Source organism: Methylocystis heyeri (assembly GCF_004802635.2).
Lineage (GTDB): Bacteria > Pseudomonadota > Alphaproteobacteria > Rhizobiales > Beijerinckiaceae > Methylocystis > Methylocystis heyeri.
The window spans coordinates 3,778,444-3,794,171 of record NZ_CP046052.1; the positions used below are offsets into that span (position 1 = coordinate 3,778,444).

Genomic DNA, 15,728 nt, shown 5'->3' on the forward strand with positions numbered 1-15,728 from the left:
TGCTCAGTCGACATGGAAGTCGATCTTGCCGCCGACGAGATCGCCGTCGGGCGATAAAATGCGATATCGAAGCAGATAATGGCCCGGCGCGAGATCGGGAGCCGGCATCTGCAGATCCTGCGAAGCGACCTGTTGCGTCTTGCTGGCGATGACGGCGCCGTCGTCGCCTTCGAGAGAGAGGGTGGAATAGAGAGCGTCGGCCCTGATCGAGAAGCGCAGCCTTATCTGACGGGGCGGCGTCTTGAGATGCGCCTTCTTCTGAGGGAAGGACTCGACCACATAGCCGTGCGCCGATGCGAGCGGCGCGTTTGCTGCGAGCAGACTCGCCGCCAGCGTTGCGGACTGAAGCAGGGACAGGGGTTTCATGACAAACCTCCACGCCAGACTGTCGCTGGAGCGCGTCTGGTTTAAACGCAGCCGAACGCGCTCCAAATCTCATTGACGGAGCATGTTCTTCGCCAAAAACCGCTTCGCACTTTTTGGGAACACGCTCCAACCTCTTGAAGAGCAGGATTTAGAGCGACCGCACCGGTCGGCAATCAACGCGCCAGCGGTTTGTTTCCCGCCATCGCCTCCGCCATCGTCGAGACGTCTTTTTCTGCTCCGTACGCGCCCTATGTCAAAGGGATATACGGACCCGAACGAGATAGTGCGGCAGGGGGCGCTCCCGAGGCCTGACAATGAAGATACTTACCGAACAACATGACGGGAAAACCGTCCTCAGCCTGAAGGACGCTCGTCTGGACGCTCATAATTCCGCGGAGCTGAAAGACAGAATACTGAAGTCGTTCGAGGAGGGAGGCCGCAACATAATCGTCGATCTGCAGGACGTGCAATTCATCGACAGCTCCGGATTGGGAGCGCTGCTCTCCGGGCACAAGAACGCGATGCAGAGATCCACCGGCTTTGCGCTCTCCGGCTTGCAGCCGAGAGTCATGGCGATGTTCGAGCTGACGCGGCTGCAGAGGGTTTTCGAGATCTATCCGGGTCTGCGCGAGGCGCTCGAGAATTGATGCGGAGAAACGCATGTGCGACTCGGCCGAGACCATTTTGAATTTGGACATCGTCGTTCCGAATCAGACGCGCTATCTGCGACTGGTCGGAGCCATCGCGGAAGAGATCGCCAGAGAACTCAGCGGAGAATGTCCGGACCCCGACGCTCTCGCCTATCACCTCAATCTGGTCGTGACGGAGGCCGTCACCAACGCCATTCAATATTCCTGCGTGGGCGGTTCGCACAATACGGTGAGGATACTCATCTCCATAGAGAACAAGGATCTCTGTGTGAGGGTGTACGATTACGGAAAGGGATTCGATATGGGCGCCGTGCCCAGCCCGGACGCAAATGAGTTGAAGGAGCGCGGCCGGGGCATATTTTTCATCAGGACGCTGATGGACAAGGTCGAGTACCGAAAAACCGACTGCGGCAATGTGCTTGAAATGAGAAAGAGACTGGGCTGAGCCCCGGCGTCGGCCGATATGTTCCATTTTTCTCGCAAACGAACACATGTCCTGGGAAAGCGACCTTCGATCCCTTCTTGACCGCGCGGCGCCGAGATTTGGTCTCGAGCGGCTTTCGACATCCTATGAAAAAGGGTTTTCGCCGGTCTATCGCGCACTGTTTCGACCGCGCGACGCTCTTCGAGACGTTTTCAACCTCGACGCCGCGGTGCGCAGAGGAGTGGATTGTGTGGATCTGCGCGCGCCCGACGCCTCCGACCCGCGGCGGCGCCATCGGCTTTTGCTTTACAGCGCGCATTACCGCGATCTCTGCAACATCATGCCGCCCCTGCGCAACATGGGCCTGAGCGTGTCAGATCAGGTGCAGTTCAAGGTCGATGCGGACGGCCGGGAGCTTTACATCCGGGTCTTTTCCGTGACCCCGGTCGACGACGGCCCCTCGTGCCTGCAGCGCAACAAGAAGCTGGTGCTGGAGGCCTTGCGCAAGTTGTTCGCCGACAAGATCGAGGACGATCCGTTGAATGCGCTGATTACGCTTGCGGGCGTCGACTGGAAGATGGTGGAGGCTCTTCGCGCCTATTGCAATTATTATCTGCAGATCGACAATCGGTTCGAGCGCGTGCGCGTGCATGAGGCGCTGATATCGAACCGCCGCATCGCAATTCTCCTGCGCCGGTATTTCGAAGCCCGCTTCAATCCAGATCCGGATTTCGGAGATGCCGAAAGACGGGAAACCGAAGCCTTGACGCGGGTTCGGATCGAATTGATCGAAGCGCTCGAAAGGGTAGCCGACATCGCCGCGGATCGCATCCTTCGCGATATTTTCAATCTAATCGACGCCACTCTGCGCACCAACTTCTTTCTTCGCCTCGACGCGCCGGAGCCTGCGTTTTCGTTCAAGATCAATAGCCTCGGCGTCATCAATATGGCGACGCCGCGGCCTCTCGTAGAGATTTACGTGCACAGCCGTCTGATCGAGGGCGCGCATCTGCGCGGCGCCCGGGTGGCGCGCGGCGGCATAAGATGGTCCGACAGGTCCGACGATTTCCGGCAGGAGATACTCGGCCTGATGCGTACGCAGATGATGAAGAACGCGCTGATCGTGCCGCAGGGGGCGAAGGGAGGCTTCGTCGTCAAGCGTCCGCCGGTCGGACAGGAAAACGACCCCGCTCTGGTTCTCGCGGCCTATTCCTCGTTCATCGCCGCGCTTCTGGATTTGACCGACAATATCCGCGGAAACGAGGTCCTGCGCCCGCCGAAGGTGGTCGCCTATGACGATGACGATCCTTATCTCGTGGTTGCGGCCGACAAAGGCACAGCCGGCTTTTCGGACCGGGCCAATGAAATATCCCGGGAATACGACTATTGGCTGGGCGACAGTTTTGCGACCGGCGGTTCGCACGGCTTTCATCACAAGCGTCTCGGGATCACGGCGCGCGGCGCATGGGTCTGCGTCAGGCGGCATTTCAGGGAGCTGGGAGTCGACCCCGACGTTCAAGCCGTCACGGTGGTCGGGGTCGGCGGGATGGAGGGAGACGTATTCGGAAACGGCATGTTGCGGACGTCGAACCTCCGGCTCCTCGGAGCATTCAACGCGGAATTTATTTTCCTCGATCCCAGCCCGGACGGGCGCGCATCCTTCGCCGAACGCAAGAGGCTTTTCGAAACTCCGGGTTCGACATGGGCAGACTACAACGCCGCGCTGATTTCGCCGGGAGGAGGCGTATTCAGGCGGAGCGCCAAGGACATAGAAATCGGCGCCGAGGTTCGCCGCTGGCTCGGCGTGCGGGCGCGGTCGGTCGATGGAGAAGAACTCGTGCGTCTTCTTCTTTCCGCGCCTGTGGATCTGCTGTGGATGGGCGGAATAGGCACCTATGTCAAAGCGACGTCCGAGACCGACGAGACCATAGGCGATCGGGCCAATGATTCCGCCCGCATCGACGCCGCCCGCATCAGAGCCAAGGTCGTCGGAGAAGGCGCCAATCTCGGGTTCTCGCAAAAGGCGCGGATAGAATACGCCCTCGGAGGCGGACATATAAACACCGACGCGGTCGACAATTCCGCCGGCGTCGATCTCTCCGACCATGAAGTGAACCTGAAGATATTGTTCGCGCATGCGGAGCTGGGCGGCGGCATGGACGAGGAGGAGCGGAACCGCATCCTGGGCGAGGTCGGTGACGAGGTTTGCAGCCAGGTTCTGGATAATTGCTACTCCCAGAGCCTTTCTCTCTCGCTGGAGCGGAAACGCTGCGCCGAGGACATGGCTCCGTTCCTCGATCTCGCGGACGAACTGGAACGGCTCGATCTTCTCGACCGTTCGGTCGAGTCTTTCCCTTCCCGCAAGGAGGCTTTGGCGCGCGGCGCCGCGGGATTGACGCGGCCCGAACTCGCGGTGCTGATGGCCTACGCCAAGCTCGCGCTCAAGCGAACCCTGCTGGAAACCGCGGGGATTCCCGAGGACGAGTGGATATACGCCTTCCTTGGAGATTATTTTCCCGCGCGCGTCAGGCTCCGCCAGGGCGACAGGCTCAAGGATCATCCTCTCGGCAGGGACATTGCCGTCACCGTTATTTGCAACAGGCTGATCGATCGGGCCGGAGCGGCGTTTCTGGTCGGCGTCGACGAGTTTGATTCCGTGCGCATCAAGGACGCGATCGGACTCTACCTCGCGTTCGATCGCATTCTCCAGGGCGACCGCTGGCGCGAGGCTATTCGCGGTCTCGACGGCAAGCTGCCGCCGGATCGCCAGTATGAACTGCTCTTGCAGCTGGAAGGGGCCTTGGCCTTTCTGACACGCTGGGCCTGGGAACATGGGCGTCGCCTCACCCCGGCGCAGCAATCGATCGCAGGCTGGCGGACGGATTTGACCGCCTACATGGCCTATCTCGGAGAGAGCGCTGAGTTCTCGCTTCTCTCCTCGGCCGCGCCGGAGGCCTCGCGGCTCCTGTTCCTGAATCGCTTGCGCGATTTCCCGATCCTGGTCGATCTGTCGCGGCGCTCGGGCGAGAACATTGCGGCGGTCGCGAGAGCGTTCGACGAGCTGGTCCGCTTTCTGGGGCTTCGGCATGTCGGGACGCTCATGCTCGAATTACGCCCAAGGAACCTGTGGGAGCGTCGTTTGCAAGGCGCGCTCGACGATCAGTTCCGCTCGGGAGCCGGGCGCCTGGTCGCTCTGGCGCTGGGAGCCAGGATGCGAGATCCGGCGGCGTTTTTCCATGGCCTCGATCTCGATTCGAGGCTGGCCAGATTCCAGCGCCTGCTGAGCGAGCTTCAGGATTCTCCGCCGGTCGGGTTCGAGCCTTTCGCGACTCTCGCGGCCGAACTGGAGCTGTTCGCGGACGCCTGCGGCGCTGCGGTCGAGGCGCGTCGAGCCCATCGTGCGGAACCTTAAAGCGCTGCTCGCCGGACGAACTCGTCCGGCCGCGGAGAAATCGCTTCGCAACCAGGCTGGAGAGTTCGTCGGCGCGCGCTAGAACCATTGCATGAAGTTCGATTTCGGCCCTCGCGGTGTCAATGTGGCGACCAAAGAGCCTCGCGTATTGGACGAAGGATCGCTATTGCAGTCAGTCCTGGATTGCCTGGAAGAAGGCATTCTTCTTCTGGACAGGACTCACGCGGTCAAGCTCGCCAGCAAGACGGCCGCGCATATGCTGGGTTACGAGGAAGCCGAACTCCTCGGCCGCAAATTCGAGTCCCTCGTGGAGCGGGGTCCGGACGCCGGACTCCATGAGCGGGCCTGGAACAGGCTCGTATTGCGCGGAAAAGGCCCGGGCCTCGCCGTGGTCTTCTGCCGCTTTCGCGACCTCGACGCCGAGCGCGTGCTGGTGGAATTGCGCGCCGAAGGGCTTCAACCGGGCGCCCCGGCGGCTATCGGCGAAATCAAGGAAAAGCTCGGCGCCGTTTTCGACCCGATCCCGGACGGGATCATCATCATAAGCGAGGCCGGCGAGATTCAGTTGTTCAGCTCCGGCGCCGAGAAAATGTTCGGCTATGGTCGGAGCGAAGTCCACGGCCGCAATGTCAGGATGCTGATGCCCTCTCCGTTCCGGGAGGCGCATGACGCTTACCTTTCCTCCTATGTGGAGACCGGCGTCAAACGCATCATCGGGATCGGCAGGGAAGTGGTCGGCCGGCGCAAGGACGGCTCGAATTTTCCGATCTATCTTTCCATCGGGGAATTATGGCTCGGCGGCGTACGCCATTTCGTCGGCGTCACCCATGACCTCACCAATCGAAAACAGGCGGAAGAAAAGCTTCTGACCCTGTCCGCCGCGATGGACCAAAGCCCAGTCGCGGTGATCATCGCCTCCAGGGAAGGTCTGATCGAATATGTGAACGAAAGTTTCACACAGCTGACCGGTTACGCCGCAGAAGAGGTCGTCGGGAGAAACCCCCGGGTGCTTCGTTCGCAGCATACCGCGAGCCATCAATATCGCCGCTTGTGGAGGGCGATCGCCGGCGGCCGCGAATGGAGCGGGGAAATCCAGGACAGGAGGAAGAACGGCGAGCTTTATTGGGCCAAGGAAACCGTAACGCCCATGAAGAACGCCCGCGGCGAGATCTCCCATTATCTTGCGATTCAGCAGGACATAACCCAGGAAAAGCTGGACAGGGAAGCCTTGAAGGAAAGCGAGGCGAGGTTCCGTCATGTCGCCCAGCTGACGGGAGAATGGCTTTGGGAGCAGGACCCCGATGGCCGTTATGTCTATAGCAGCGCCGCGGTGAGGAAAATTCTGGGCTATTCGCCGAGCGAGATCATCGGCAGGTGCTACACGGATCTGCAGATCGCCGAGCGGGAGGAGGTTTCCGCGCCCTCGATCCATTCCAAGGAGGATTTCCGGCCGTTCTACCGCCTCGTCAACCGATATCGTCACAGGAACGGCAAGGACGTCTACACCGAATCGAGCGGCGCCCCCATTCTCGACGACGCCGGACGCCTCGCGAAATGGCGCGGGGTCGATCACGACATCACCGAGCACAAGGCGTTCGAGGACGCGTTGCGATTGCGCGACCGCGCCATCGAGAGCGTGCATGTCGGCGTCGCCATCAGCGACGGGCAGAAGGAAGGCAATCCCAATATTTACGTGAACCCGGCCCTCTGCATCATGACCGGCTACTCGCGAGAAGAACTGCTGGGGAAGAGCCTGAAGCTGCTGCGCGGCCCGGAGACCGATCCGGGCACGCTGGACCAGATCAGCCAGGCGATAGCCGCAGGCCGCGATTGCACGGTCGACCTCAGATATTATCGCAAGAACGGACAGCCCTTCTGGTGCGAGCTGTTGATCTCTCCGGTCATGGAAGAGAACGGCAAAGTATCGCACCATGTCGGCATCTACACCGACGTCACCGAGCGCCGCAGGGCCGACGAAAGTCGGCATGAGCTGGAGATCGCCAAGGGCATACAGCTTTCGCTTCTGCCGGGGGCTCCCTTGCGCGTTCCCCAGGCGGAATTCGCCGGCATTTGCGTTCCGGCGGGACAGGTCGGTGGAGATTACTTCGATTTCTTTTACAGTTCCGACTCGGCCGACGTCGTCATCGCCGACGTCTCCGGCCATAGCGTCGGGGCCGCCCTTATCATGACGGTGGTGCGCAGCACGCTCCGGGCCGAAGCCCGAAAAATGACGGAGGCTTCCACCGGTCCCGCGCAAATCCTGCAGGATCTCGCGGAGCTGCTTTACGAAGACCTGAACCGGTCGGAATTGTTCATTACGATGTTCTATATGAAGCTCGATCCCGCCAGCCGCGTCCTGACCTACGCCAACGCCGGCCATAACTGGGCGCTGTTACTCAAGCGCGACCAGACGGATTGCGTCCTGCTGGACGCAGATGGTTTGATCATGGGCGTGCGGCCGCGGACCGATTTCGAGGAGAAGAAGGTCCAGCTCTCGAAGGGCGACCTCGTGTTGCTTTACACCGACGGCGTGACCGAAGCGCAAAACGGAGCAGGCGAGTTTTTCGGCCTGGAGCGATTGTGCGAAGCGCTGAAAGCTTCGCGGACGCTGCCGCCCGAAAAACTCATCCAAAACCTGCTCGACGACGTTTACGCCTTTTGCGAAAACCGGTCGCTGGAGGATGATCTCGCTATTGTGGCGATGAAGGTTCGCTGACGGGCTCAGACTCGGGAGCCGCCCCCGGCGCGCCGGATGAATTGGATGCGAGGCGCCCATAACCTCTGCGGGCAGGAGCGGGAAACATGTCGCTCGAGAGTTCGATCAGCGCGCTGGGACGCCGCAAGGTCGGCCTTGTTCTCAGCAGCGGCGTTGCAAGAGGATGGGCCCATATCGGCGCCATTCGCGCCTTGTCGCGTCTCGGCGTGCCTTTCGATTTGATCGCCGGCTGTTCCGCGGGCGCGCTGGTCGGCGGATGCTATCTCGCCCGGCAATTGGACGCGCTGGAGAAATGGGCGCTGGCGCTCAGCAGGCGCAAGGTGATCAGCTATCTCGATCTCAATCTCGGGCGCGGCGGCGTCATCAAGGGCGCAAAATTGGAGGCGGAGCTGCGGCGGGTGCTGGGTCCGTTGCGCATCGAGGAGCTTTATCTTCCCTTTGTCGCCGTGGCCACCGATCTGGTGACGGGCCATGAGATATGGTTGCAGCGGGGCGACCTCGCGGAGGCGGTGCGCGCGTCTTTTTCCTTGCCGGGATTGTTTCCCCCCATCGAAATCGAAAAACGCTGGCTCGCGGATGGCGCGCTCGTCGATCCGCTGCCGGTATCGGCCTGCCGCGCGCTCGGCGCCGATCTCGTCATCGCGATCAACCTCAACACCGACATATTGGGAAAATCCCGCCGCGCCGCCGCGCCGGCGCCGGTCGCGCTCGGCTTCGATCCCTCTTCGCTGCTGGAGGCTCGGGGGATGATGCCGGAAGGACCCTTGCCCGAAACCCTGACCAGGGGGATGTTCGGCCAGGAGGGAGACCGGCCCAATATTTTCGGCGTCATGACGACGTCGCTCAGCATCATGCAGGATCGTCTCACCCGTTCACGCTTGGCCGGCGATCCGCCGGACGTGCATATCACGCCGCGGGTCGGCCATATCGGGCTTCTCGAGTTCGAGCGGGCTGAGGAAGCGATCCGGGAAGGAGAGCGCGCGGTGGAGATAAAAAAAGCCGAATTGCAGGACGCCATGGAAGTCATGGGGCTGGCTGTTCGTCGCTAGCGCGCTTTCCGCTCGAACGGAATCGTTCGAGCGATAAGGAATCGCGCTAAATCAATATTTTGGAGCGCATTATTGTCGCAAAAGTCCGCCAACTTTTGCGGAATGCGCTCCAAGCCCATTTGCGCAGGCGGGATTGCGGAGCCGAACGAGATGATGAAAGCGATGGCGCTGAGTCGGCCCGGTCGGCCGCTGGAGCTGATCGAGAAAGAAATCCCGAGGCCGGGCGCCGGGGAATTGCTCCTGCGCGTGCTCGCCTGCGGCGTGTGCCGCACCGATCTTCATGTCGTGGACGGGGAGCTTCCCGATCCCGCTCTGCCGATCACGCCCGGACATGAGATCGTCGGGGCGGTGGAAGCCATGGGCTCCGGCGTTTCGGGTTTTGCGCTCGGCCAGAGGGTGGGCGTTCCCTGGCTCGGAAAAACCTGCGGTTGCTGCAGCTATTGCGAGAGCGGCCGGGAGAATCTGTGCGACCATCCTCTGTTCACCGGCTATACCCGCGACGGCGGCTACGCCACTCATGTCGTCGCCGACGCCTCCTTTTGCTTCCCTCTCGATGAGGCCGCCGATCCCGCCGCTCTGGCGCCGCTGCTTTGCGCCGGGCTCATCGGCTGGCGCTGCCTGAAAATGACCGGAGAGGCGCTCAAGCTGGGCATATATGGCTTCGGCGCGGCGGCGCATATTTTGGCGCAGGTCGCGCGGTTTCAGGGCCGCAGCCTGTTCGCCTTCGTGCGGCCCGGAGACGAGGCGGCGCGCACCTTCGCGCTGTCGCTCGGCGCAGTCTGGGCCGGCGGCTCGGATCAGGCCCCGCCCGAGCCGCTCGACGCCGCCATCATCTTCGCGCCGGTGGGGGCGCTGGTCCCGCGCGCGCTGGCGGCCGTGAAAAAAGGCGGCGTCGTGGTTTGCGGCGGCATCCACATGAGCGACATTCCCGCATTTCCCTATGCGCTGCTGTGGGAGGAGAGGAAGCTGCTTTCGGTCGCAAATCTCACGCGGGAGGACGCCCGCGAATTTCTCGCGCTGGCTCCCAAGGTCGGGATAAAAACCCATGTGGCGCGTTATCCGCTCGCGGCCGCCAACGAGGCGCTTGCGGATCTTCGCGAGGGGCGGCTGCAAGGCGCTGCGGTTTTGATTCCGTAGCTGTGACGCGGGTTTCGAAGAGGTCCTGGGGCTTGGCGACAAAGGCGACTGCGGTTTTGAGGAAGGCCTCGAGTTTGACGAAGGGGATGAAGGCCGAGTTTGAAGCTGCCCGCCGGCTGCAAGACGCCATCGCGTCCAGCCGCCAACGCGGATGCGTCGTTTTGGGATATTCAACTATGGACAACTCGCGAGCCGGACTCCATCTTTGATTGTGTTGCTGCGAAAAAGCGCGGCAAGGGAGTGGTCTCTCCTTTGAGAGCAGGGCGCCGGGCGGCTCGCGGGCATTTTCCGTCGCGCGGGCTCGCTCAGCACTCGCGACACGCAACCCCGACCTTTGCAATCTAGGCGGGTGTTACTGCGCTCCGGCCACGGACTCCGCAAGCTTGGCGAGATCGAGGAGCACGATCGAGCCGCGGCGGCGCTCGAGCAATCCCGCTCGCTCGAGGCTGTTCAGCTCGCGCGTCACGGCCTCGCGATGAGTGCTGACGCGCGCAGCAAGCTCGGCATGTGTCGGGGGCGGCGAGATAACCCCGCGCATGTCGTCCGCGCCTCCCCTGCGTGCAAGGCGAAGCAATTCGGCGTGGATACGTTCGCGCACGCTCAGGTTTGTGAATTCGTTGACGCGCGTCGCGAGACGCCGCACTTCTCCGGTCAACGCGGCGAGAATCTGGTCGCAAACATCGGGATGGCGATGAATGACCTCGCGAAAGGCCCCCGGGCTCATCCGCGCAATTACAGCGTCCGTAATCGCATGGACCGCCGCCGAGCGCGGTTTGCCGTCCAAGGCCGAGATTTCGCCAAAATATTCCCCGGCTGCGATCACGCGCAGAATGAGCTCTTTTCCTGCGGCGCTCTGGATCGAGACGCGTACGTCGCCATATGCAACGAAATATACGTCGGAGCTATCATCCTGGAAATCGACGATGCATTCCTTTTCCCTGGCGCGCCGCCACAAGCACTGGGTGTCAAGCCGAGCAACGTCCGCCGCCGAGAGCGATTTGAATAGACTAAAGCGCGCAAGCGTCTCGACTTTTCTCGTCATCTCGGTCCTGAAAATTATTCCTGTATTTTGTTGAAGGATGGCCGATGCCGGCTCTGGATGTCAACTCGCGCCGGCGCTGAAGATTCGGGTTACGACTGATAGTTCGCCGTCATCGCGAGCCGAAGGCGACGCGATCCAGATCCGCGCCAGTCCCTCTGGATTGCCGCGGCGCTACGCTCCTCGCAATGACTGCGCGAAGCCGCTTCATTCAGTCGGAATCCGTATGATTTGGCCGATGGCGATCGCGTGGTTCAAAAATGGCGGCGGAGCCCCTTTGCTTCATCGAACTGCAGCGACAAGCTCCCTTTAAGAGCAGGCTCCCAAAAAGCGCGTAGCGGTTTTTGGAAAAGGACATGCTCCGTCAATGCGATTTGGAGCGCGTTCGACTGCGTATAAACCGATCGCGCTCCAAATCCTCTCATTTGCCCTGACCTTGTGTTTTCAGATCGACAAGGCCCTGCTTTCCAGGTTCGGCTTCCAACCGTTTGCGCGCAGCGCGGTTCTCACGGGCAAGCCGCTCGACCTCCTGGCGGTCGGCCTCGGCCTGCCGCGCCGCCGCATCAGCGGTTTGCGTTGTTTCTTCAGGCTTTGCATTCTCATGCTTGGCCGCGGCGCCGGCAGTGGGGGCGGGGCGGGATGGCGTCTCATGTTGATGCGCCAGGCGAGCGCGAATCTCGTTCTGCAGGCGGATGCGCTCGAACAGATCGATGCGGAACTGCGCCTCCTGGGCGAAGGGCGAGGTCGGAAACTTCTCGATGAAGCCTTTGAAATCGGAAATATTGTCCGAATCCCGAATCCGGCTCCAGACGATGCGATCGTTTTCCGCCGGGTTGAGGAAATAATCGTTCAGCAGCGAGATCGATATTTCCGGGCGTTGTCGCCCCTTGGTCTGCTCGAAAACGTCGTTGGCGACGCGGCGAAACATGGTGCCGATCTCGAGGCCCGGCTCGCGAATATGATTGATGAGAGACTGCGTAAATGGGCTGTTGCGACCAGATCCGTCCTGGGCGACCTGATCGGGCGCCGTCGCATAGGCGATGACGAGCCCTTCCGTACGGTCGATGCGCACCAAACCGCGGGGCGCGCCTCCATCGCCGATAGAACGCGAGGAGAATTGGGTCGCCAGCGGATTGTCCCGGCAGGCGTCCAAAATGAGAATTTTTACGCCCGAGGTCCGGGAGATCGCTTGCAGGACGCGGTCGAGGCCGACCGCCCGAAACTCGACGTCGGCCGAATCCTGCACCTCTATGTCGGTGGGCAAAAGGAAGTTCTGCCTTTGGTACTGCAGGCCGTGTCCGGCGTAATAGAACAGCGCCGTGTCGGCGCCTTCCGATTTCCGGGCGAATTCCGCGAGCGCGCGGTCGAATTCACTTTTTCCGACATCGACTCTCAAAATGACTTCGAAGCCCATGCTTTCCATGGCCTTGGCGAAGTCCGGGGCGTCATTGCCGGGATTGGCGAGCTTGTTGATCTGGGCGTATTTGCTGTTGCCGACGATCAAAGCGACCCGCTTGTCGGCGAGCGTCGGCGTGATTGAAAGACCCCACAGGCAAAAGCATAAAACCGCGAGTAACCGGTTTGACGCACGGCAACGCGCCGCCGCCGTCCGACGGCGATGGGGCGAAACCGCCTTCATGGCGAGGCGATTGCGCAAAAAACCGCAAAGGCTCGAAAAACCCGAGGTTGGCATCGGAATATTCCCAGGTTGCGTCGGATTCCGCCCGACCCTCCGATTGGCCGCTATGTCAGTGCCGGGAATTATAGCGCGCCCACAGGAAGTTTATGTGGGAAACGACACAAGCGCAGCGAGTTTTTCCTTCCGTCTCAACCCCTCGGCCGGTCTTCGAGCGGCGCCGGCGCCGCCTTATCCCTGCACTCTATTGTTCTCGCACGACACGGAAACCATTGGCGGAATAGCGCACGTCAAAATCATATTTGAAGCGCGAAGCCGACCGCAGATAGCGAGGATCGTTGTTGAACGCCCCGCCGCGCAATACGCGCTCGTTGCAAGACCCTTTGGTCCAGGCGCTCTCGTCCGTGGGCGCCTTTTTATAGGAATCGTTCCAGCAGTCTTCGACCCATTCCGCTGCGTTTCCGGCCATGTCGTAGAGGCCGAACGCGTTGGCGGGATAGAATCCGGTCTGGGTTGGCTCATGGGTGGGCCGATCGCCGCACCCCGAGCAATTTGCTCGATTTTTTTCCATTGCGGCGCCCCAGGGATAGGCCGTCGCGCTTCCGGCGCGAGCCGCATATTCCCATTCGCTTTCGCTGGGCAGCCGGTAGGTTTTGCCGGTCTTTTTGCTCAGCCACGCCACATATTGGCGGGCGTCGTTCCAATCGACATTGGTGACGGGAAACGTCTCCCGGCCCGCGCCGCGATCAGGCGGCGCATAAGAGCATCCGCCCTCGGTGACGCAGGCGTCCCATTCCGCCAAAGTGATCTCACGCTGCCCCATCAGAAAGGGCTTTGCGATCACCACATGGTGGATCGGGGCTTCAAACGGGAAACCGTCGCTTGAACCCATATTGAATGCGCCCGCGGGAATGAGCGTCAGTTGCGGGCATTGCGGACAATCGCGCGTCACAGCCGGCGTCGGCGTCGGCGCCGCCGGTCGCGGCGGGGAGGGGGAAGCAGGCTTTATGTCGAGCTGATTTGAGGGTTTTATATCAAGCTGATTTGACGGCCCCTCGTCGGGGCCGCCCTCGATCTGTCGCAAGCGGGCGCGCGCCTCATCCGCAAACTGGCCGTCAGGGTAGGCGTCGAGATACATTTGGAAATCTGCAGCCGCTTTGCTGTTCTTGATGCTGTTCCAGTAGCGGACCTCGAGGGAAGCGCTCGATGCGGTCGGGGCGGCTGCGGTCGCCGCCTCCCTCTCCGGCGCGCGGCCACCCTTTGGCGCGGCGAGACCCTCCGTGGCCAGGAGTTGCAGGAAAACCAACAGAAAGAGTGCAGCTTTGATTGCTCGCTCAATCCCTCGGGGGTTAGCGAACATAGATGGTGATCTTTTTGGATAAGACAGGCGGCGCATGAGGAATGTGCAAATAATCGCCCAAGAGAAGTTGCAACGTATGGACGCCGGGAGGAAGGGTCAAGATAACCTCCGTTTGCCCGTTTCCCAAGTGAATATGATTATAGTCCGAAGGGATAGGTTTGGAAAGATCGCCAATATCGGTGTCGACGAGCACATGGTGGTGTCCCGTAAAAGGCTTGTCGATATTGGCGGGAGCGACGCCCATCTCCTTCAGCCCGATGCGAACGGTAAAGCGCTGCGGAACGTGGCTTCCGTCGAGCGGGCTATGGAAATAGACGACGGCTTCGGGGCGCGACGGCGTCGCGGCTTCGCTCGGGGTCAGGGCGCCCATCGCCAGCGCCGTCGCCAGAAATCTCGCTGCTAGCTGCGGTCTCATAGCCTGTTCCGCTTCTTCTTGGGTTTCATCACGAAGACTTCGATCCGTTCCGAAATCACCGGAGGATCGTGAGGGATATGCTGATAATCCCCCAAAATCAGCTGCAGCGTGTGTCTTCCCGGCGTCAGCGTGATTTTCTTTTCAGTCTGTCCGCCGCCAAAATGCAGATGCTGCGAATCATTCGGTATCGGCTCGTCGAGCCGCGGAGCTTCGTCGACGTCGATCAGCAAATGATGGTGCCCCGTATTGGCCTTGTCGACTTTGGCGGGAGCCACTCCCATATTCCTCAGCCCAAAACGGATCGTCGAGCTGGGATAGATCGTCTCGTGGTTCGATGGATAAACAAAGTAAACCGCGGCGTCGGGAGGGGCGGGGGTCCGTCCGGACGACGCTCCCGCGGCAGGCGGGGCGTCGTCGCCTTCGACGGCCGTGACGTGGATCGCCTCCGACATCACCGGCGGGTCGTGGGGAACGTGGTCGTGGTCGCCCAGCAGCAGTTGAAGCGTGTGTGGGCCGGGCGCCAGGGTCAATAGTTTTTCGGTTTCGCCGCGGCCGAAATGCAGATGGTTGGGGTCGTTGGGTATCTCGCGGTCGAGATCGGGCGTCGGCGCGTCGATGATGAGATGGTGATGCCCGGCGTTGGGCCTTTTTACGCCCGAGGGCGCGAGTTCGATCTCCGCCACCCCAAACTTGACGACCGATTTGGTCGGGATTTTCGCGCCGTCTTCGAGCCCGATGAAGAAGACCCTGGCGTTTTTCGCCGCCGGCGTTCGCGCCTGGGCGACCGACGCCGGGTCGACGCGGACGTGAATCACAGGAGAGGCGACAGGCGGATTGTGCGGAATATGTTTGTCGTCCCCCAGCAGCAGTTGCAGCGTGTGCTCGCCTGCGGGAAGGACGACGTCTCCTTCGCTCTGGCCGCGGCCGAAATGCAGATGATTGGCGTCGTTCGGTATCGGCTCGTCGAGCGGGCCGATCGGCGCATCGATCAACAGGTGATGATGGCCGGCATTGGGCTTGGAGACATTGGTGGGGACAATCTCGATATTTTCCGCGCCGAAGCGAACCGTGAACTGCGACGGGACATTCGCATTGTCCGTCAGATCCTTGAAATAGACCTTGGCTCCAGGGGGCGACGGGTTTCGCTGTGAGGGCGCCGTCTGAGCGAAAGCCATGGGTCGATCCGGGCCGAGCGCGAGCAGCAAAGCTAGCAGGGCGAGCGAAGTCGTGCGGGTCTTCATGCGAAGAGCCCCGTCGGGCGAGTCCCGTTATCTTTATGGAAGCGTGGAAGCGAGTTCGGCGCGACGGTGCGCAGATCGAGAACAAGCTGCATGGTTCACCTATTTTTTATCCTCAACGCCTGTTTCCAGATCATGGGCTTCAAAAGACTGTCCCGAATGCTGGGCGCGAGGCGCTTCGCCTTTCAGGCGGCGGGGCGGATGAATCGGGAGCCCCTTTTTGCGCCGGAACGCCTCATGTCAAACGGTTCCGTGCTTCATCCGATCGCCTTGAAGTGAGCTCACT

General features: G+C 61.3%; 13 protein-coding genes. 7 read left to right on the forward strand and 6 right to left on the reverse strand.

The features are described from left to right. Nucleotides 1–3: 3 nt before the first annotated feature. Nucleotides 4–366 carry a copper resistance CopC family protein gene (locus H2LOC_RS17000; protein WP_136497497.1) on the reverse strand — a complete coding sequence of 121 codons (363 nt, stop codon included), beginning with the start codon at nt 364–366 and terminating at the stop codon, nt 4–6. 314 nt (nt 367–680) lie between these two features. Between H2LOC_RS17000 and H2LOC_RS17005 the strand changes: the two genes are divergently transcribed. The 6 genes from H2LOC_RS17005 (at nt 681) to H2LOC_RS17030 (ending at nt 9,754) form a co-directional block, all read left to right on the forward strand. Next, nucleotides 681–1,013: an STAS domain-containing protein gene (locus H2LOC_RS17005; protein WP_136497496.1), complete on the forward strand. Its 333-nt coding sequence runs from the start codon at nt 681–683 to the stop codon at nt 1,011–1,013. A 13-nt stretch (nt 1,014–1,026) separates the two neighbouring features. Then, complete coding sequence (locus tag H2LOC_RS17010) at nt 1,027–1,461, forward strand: ATP-binding protein (RefSeq protein ID WP_136497495.1); 435 nt, start codon at nt 1,027–1,029, stop codon at nt 1,459–1,461. 229 nt (nt 1,462–1,690) lie between these two features. Continuing rightward, on the forward strand, nt 1,691–4,852 hold the full coding sequence (locus H2LOC_RS17015; RefSeq protein ID WP_343040034.1) for an NAD-glutamate dehydrogenase domain-containing protein: 3,162 nt from the start codon (nt 1,691–1,693) through the stop codon (nt 4,850–4,852). A gap of 166 nt (nt 4,853–5,018) precedes the next feature. Next, nucleotides 5,019–7,568 carry a PAS domain S-box protein gene (locus H2LOC_RS17020; protein ID WP_246206870.1) on the forward strand — a complete coding sequence of 850 codons (2,550 nt, stop codon included), beginning with the start codon at nt 5,019–5,021 and terminating at the stop codon, nt 7,566–7,568. 86 nt (nt 7,569–7,654) lie between these two features. After that, complete coding sequence (locus H2LOC_RS17025) at nt 7,655–8,617, forward strand: patatin-like phospholipase family protein (protein ID WP_154331699.1); 963 nt, start codon at nt 7,655–7,657, stop codon at nt 8,615–8,617. Between the two features lie 153 nt (nt 8,618–8,770). Beyond that, a complete protein-coding gene (locus H2LOC_RS17030; RefSeq protein ID WP_154331757.1) occupies nt 8,771–9,754 on the forward strand; it encodes a zinc-dependent alcohol dehydrogenase family protein in 984 nt (327 codons plus the stop codon). A 352-nt stretch (nt 9,755–10,106) separates the two neighbouring features. On the opposite strand, the gene H2LOC_RS17035 is transcribed toward H2LOC_RS17030, so the two are convergent. The 5 genes from H2LOC_RS17035 to H2LOC_RS21615 form a co-directional block, all read right to left on the reverse strand. Then, a complete protein-coding gene (locus tag H2LOC_RS17035; RefSeq protein WP_136497492.1) occupies nt 10,107–10,796 on the reverse strand; it encodes a Crp/Fnr family transcriptional regulator in 690 nt (229 codons plus the stop codon). Nucleotides 10,797–11,214: 418 nt separating this feature from the next. Next, nucleotides 11,215–12,486: a caspase family protein gene (locus tag H2LOC_RS17040; protein WP_154331700.1), complete on the reverse strand. Its 1,272-nt coding sequence runs from the start codon at nt 12,484–12,486 to the stop codon at nt 11,215–11,217. A gap of 187 nt (nt 12,487–12,673) precedes the next feature. Then, a complete protein-coding gene (locus H2LOC_RS17045) occupies nt 12,674–13,735 on the reverse strand; it encodes a formylglycine-generating enzyme family protein (RefSeq protein ID WP_162009795.1) in 1,062 nt (353 codons plus the stop codon). 43 nt (nt 13,736–13,778) lie between these two features. Next, the gene (locus H2LOC_RS17050) at nt 13,779–14,204 is read right to left on the reverse strand and encodes a DUF4399 domain-containing protein (RefSeq protein WP_136497489.1); all 426 of its coding nucleotides are present in this window, start codon (nt 14,202–14,204) and stop codon (nt 13,779–13,781) included. Continuing rightward, a complete protein-coding gene (locus H2LOC_RS21615; RefSeq protein ID WP_202620487.1) occupies nt 14,201–15,445 on the reverse strand; it encodes a DUF4399 domain-containing protein in 1,245 nt (414 codons plus the stop codon). Before H2LOC_RS21615 ends, H2LOC_RS17050 begins: the two co-directional genes overlap by 4 nt. A 90-nt stretch (nt 15,446–15,535) precedes the next feature. On the opposite strand from H2LOC_RS21615, the gene H2LOC_RS17065 reads away from it, so the two are divergent. After that, a complete protein-coding gene (locus H2LOC_RS17065) occupies nt 15,536–15,721 on the forward strand; it encodes a hypothetical protein (RefSeq protein WP_154331701.1) in 186 nt (61 codons plus the stop codon). The last annotated feature ends 7 nt before the right edge of the window (nt 15,722–15,728 follow it).

Excerpts from the sequence above, each read along its gene's own strand:
- H2LOC_RS17050 (WP_136497489.1), bottom strand. The coding sequence starts at position 14,204 with ATGAGACCGCAGCTAGCAGCGAGATTTCTGGCGACGGCGCTGGCGATG.
- H2LOC_RS17040 (WP_154331700.1), bottom strand. The coding sequence starts at position 12,486 with ATGCCAACCTCGGGTTTTTCGAGCCTTTGCGGTTTTTTGCGCAATCGC.
- H2LOC_RS17035 (WP_136497492.1), bottom strand. The coding sequence starts at position 10,796 with ATGACGAGAAAAGTCGAGACGCTTGCGCGCTTTAGTCTATTCAAATCG.
- H2LOC_RS17000 (WP_136497497.1), bottom strand. The coding sequence starts at position 366 with ATGAAACCCCTGTCCCTGCTTCAGTCCGCAACGCTGGCGGCGAGTCTG.
- H2LOC_RS17030 (WP_154331757.1), top strand. The coding sequence starts at position 8,771 with ATGAAAGCGATGGCGCTGAGTCGGCCCGGTCGGCCGCTGGAGCTGATC.
- H2LOC_RS21615 (WP_202620487.1), bottom strand. The coding sequence starts at position 15,445 with ATGAAGACCCGCACGACTTCGCTCGCCCTGCTAGCTTTGCTGCTCGCG.
- H2LOC_RS17065 (WP_154331701.1), top strand. The coding sequence starts at position 15,536 with ATGGTTCACCTATTTTTTATCCTCAACGCCTGTTTCCAGATCATGGGC.
- H2LOC_RS17010 (WP_136497495.1), top strand. The coding sequence starts at position 1,027 with ATGTGCGACTCGGCCGAGACCATTTTGAATTTGGACATCGTCGTTCCG.
- H2LOC_RS17005 (WP_136497496.1), top strand. The coding sequence starts at position 681 with ATGAAGATACTTACCGAACAACATGACGGGAAAACCGTCCTCAGCCTG.
- H2LOC_RS17025 (WP_154331699.1), top strand. The coding sequence starts at position 7,655 with ATGTCGCTCGAGAGTTCGATCAGCGCGCTGGGACGCCGCAAGGTCGGC.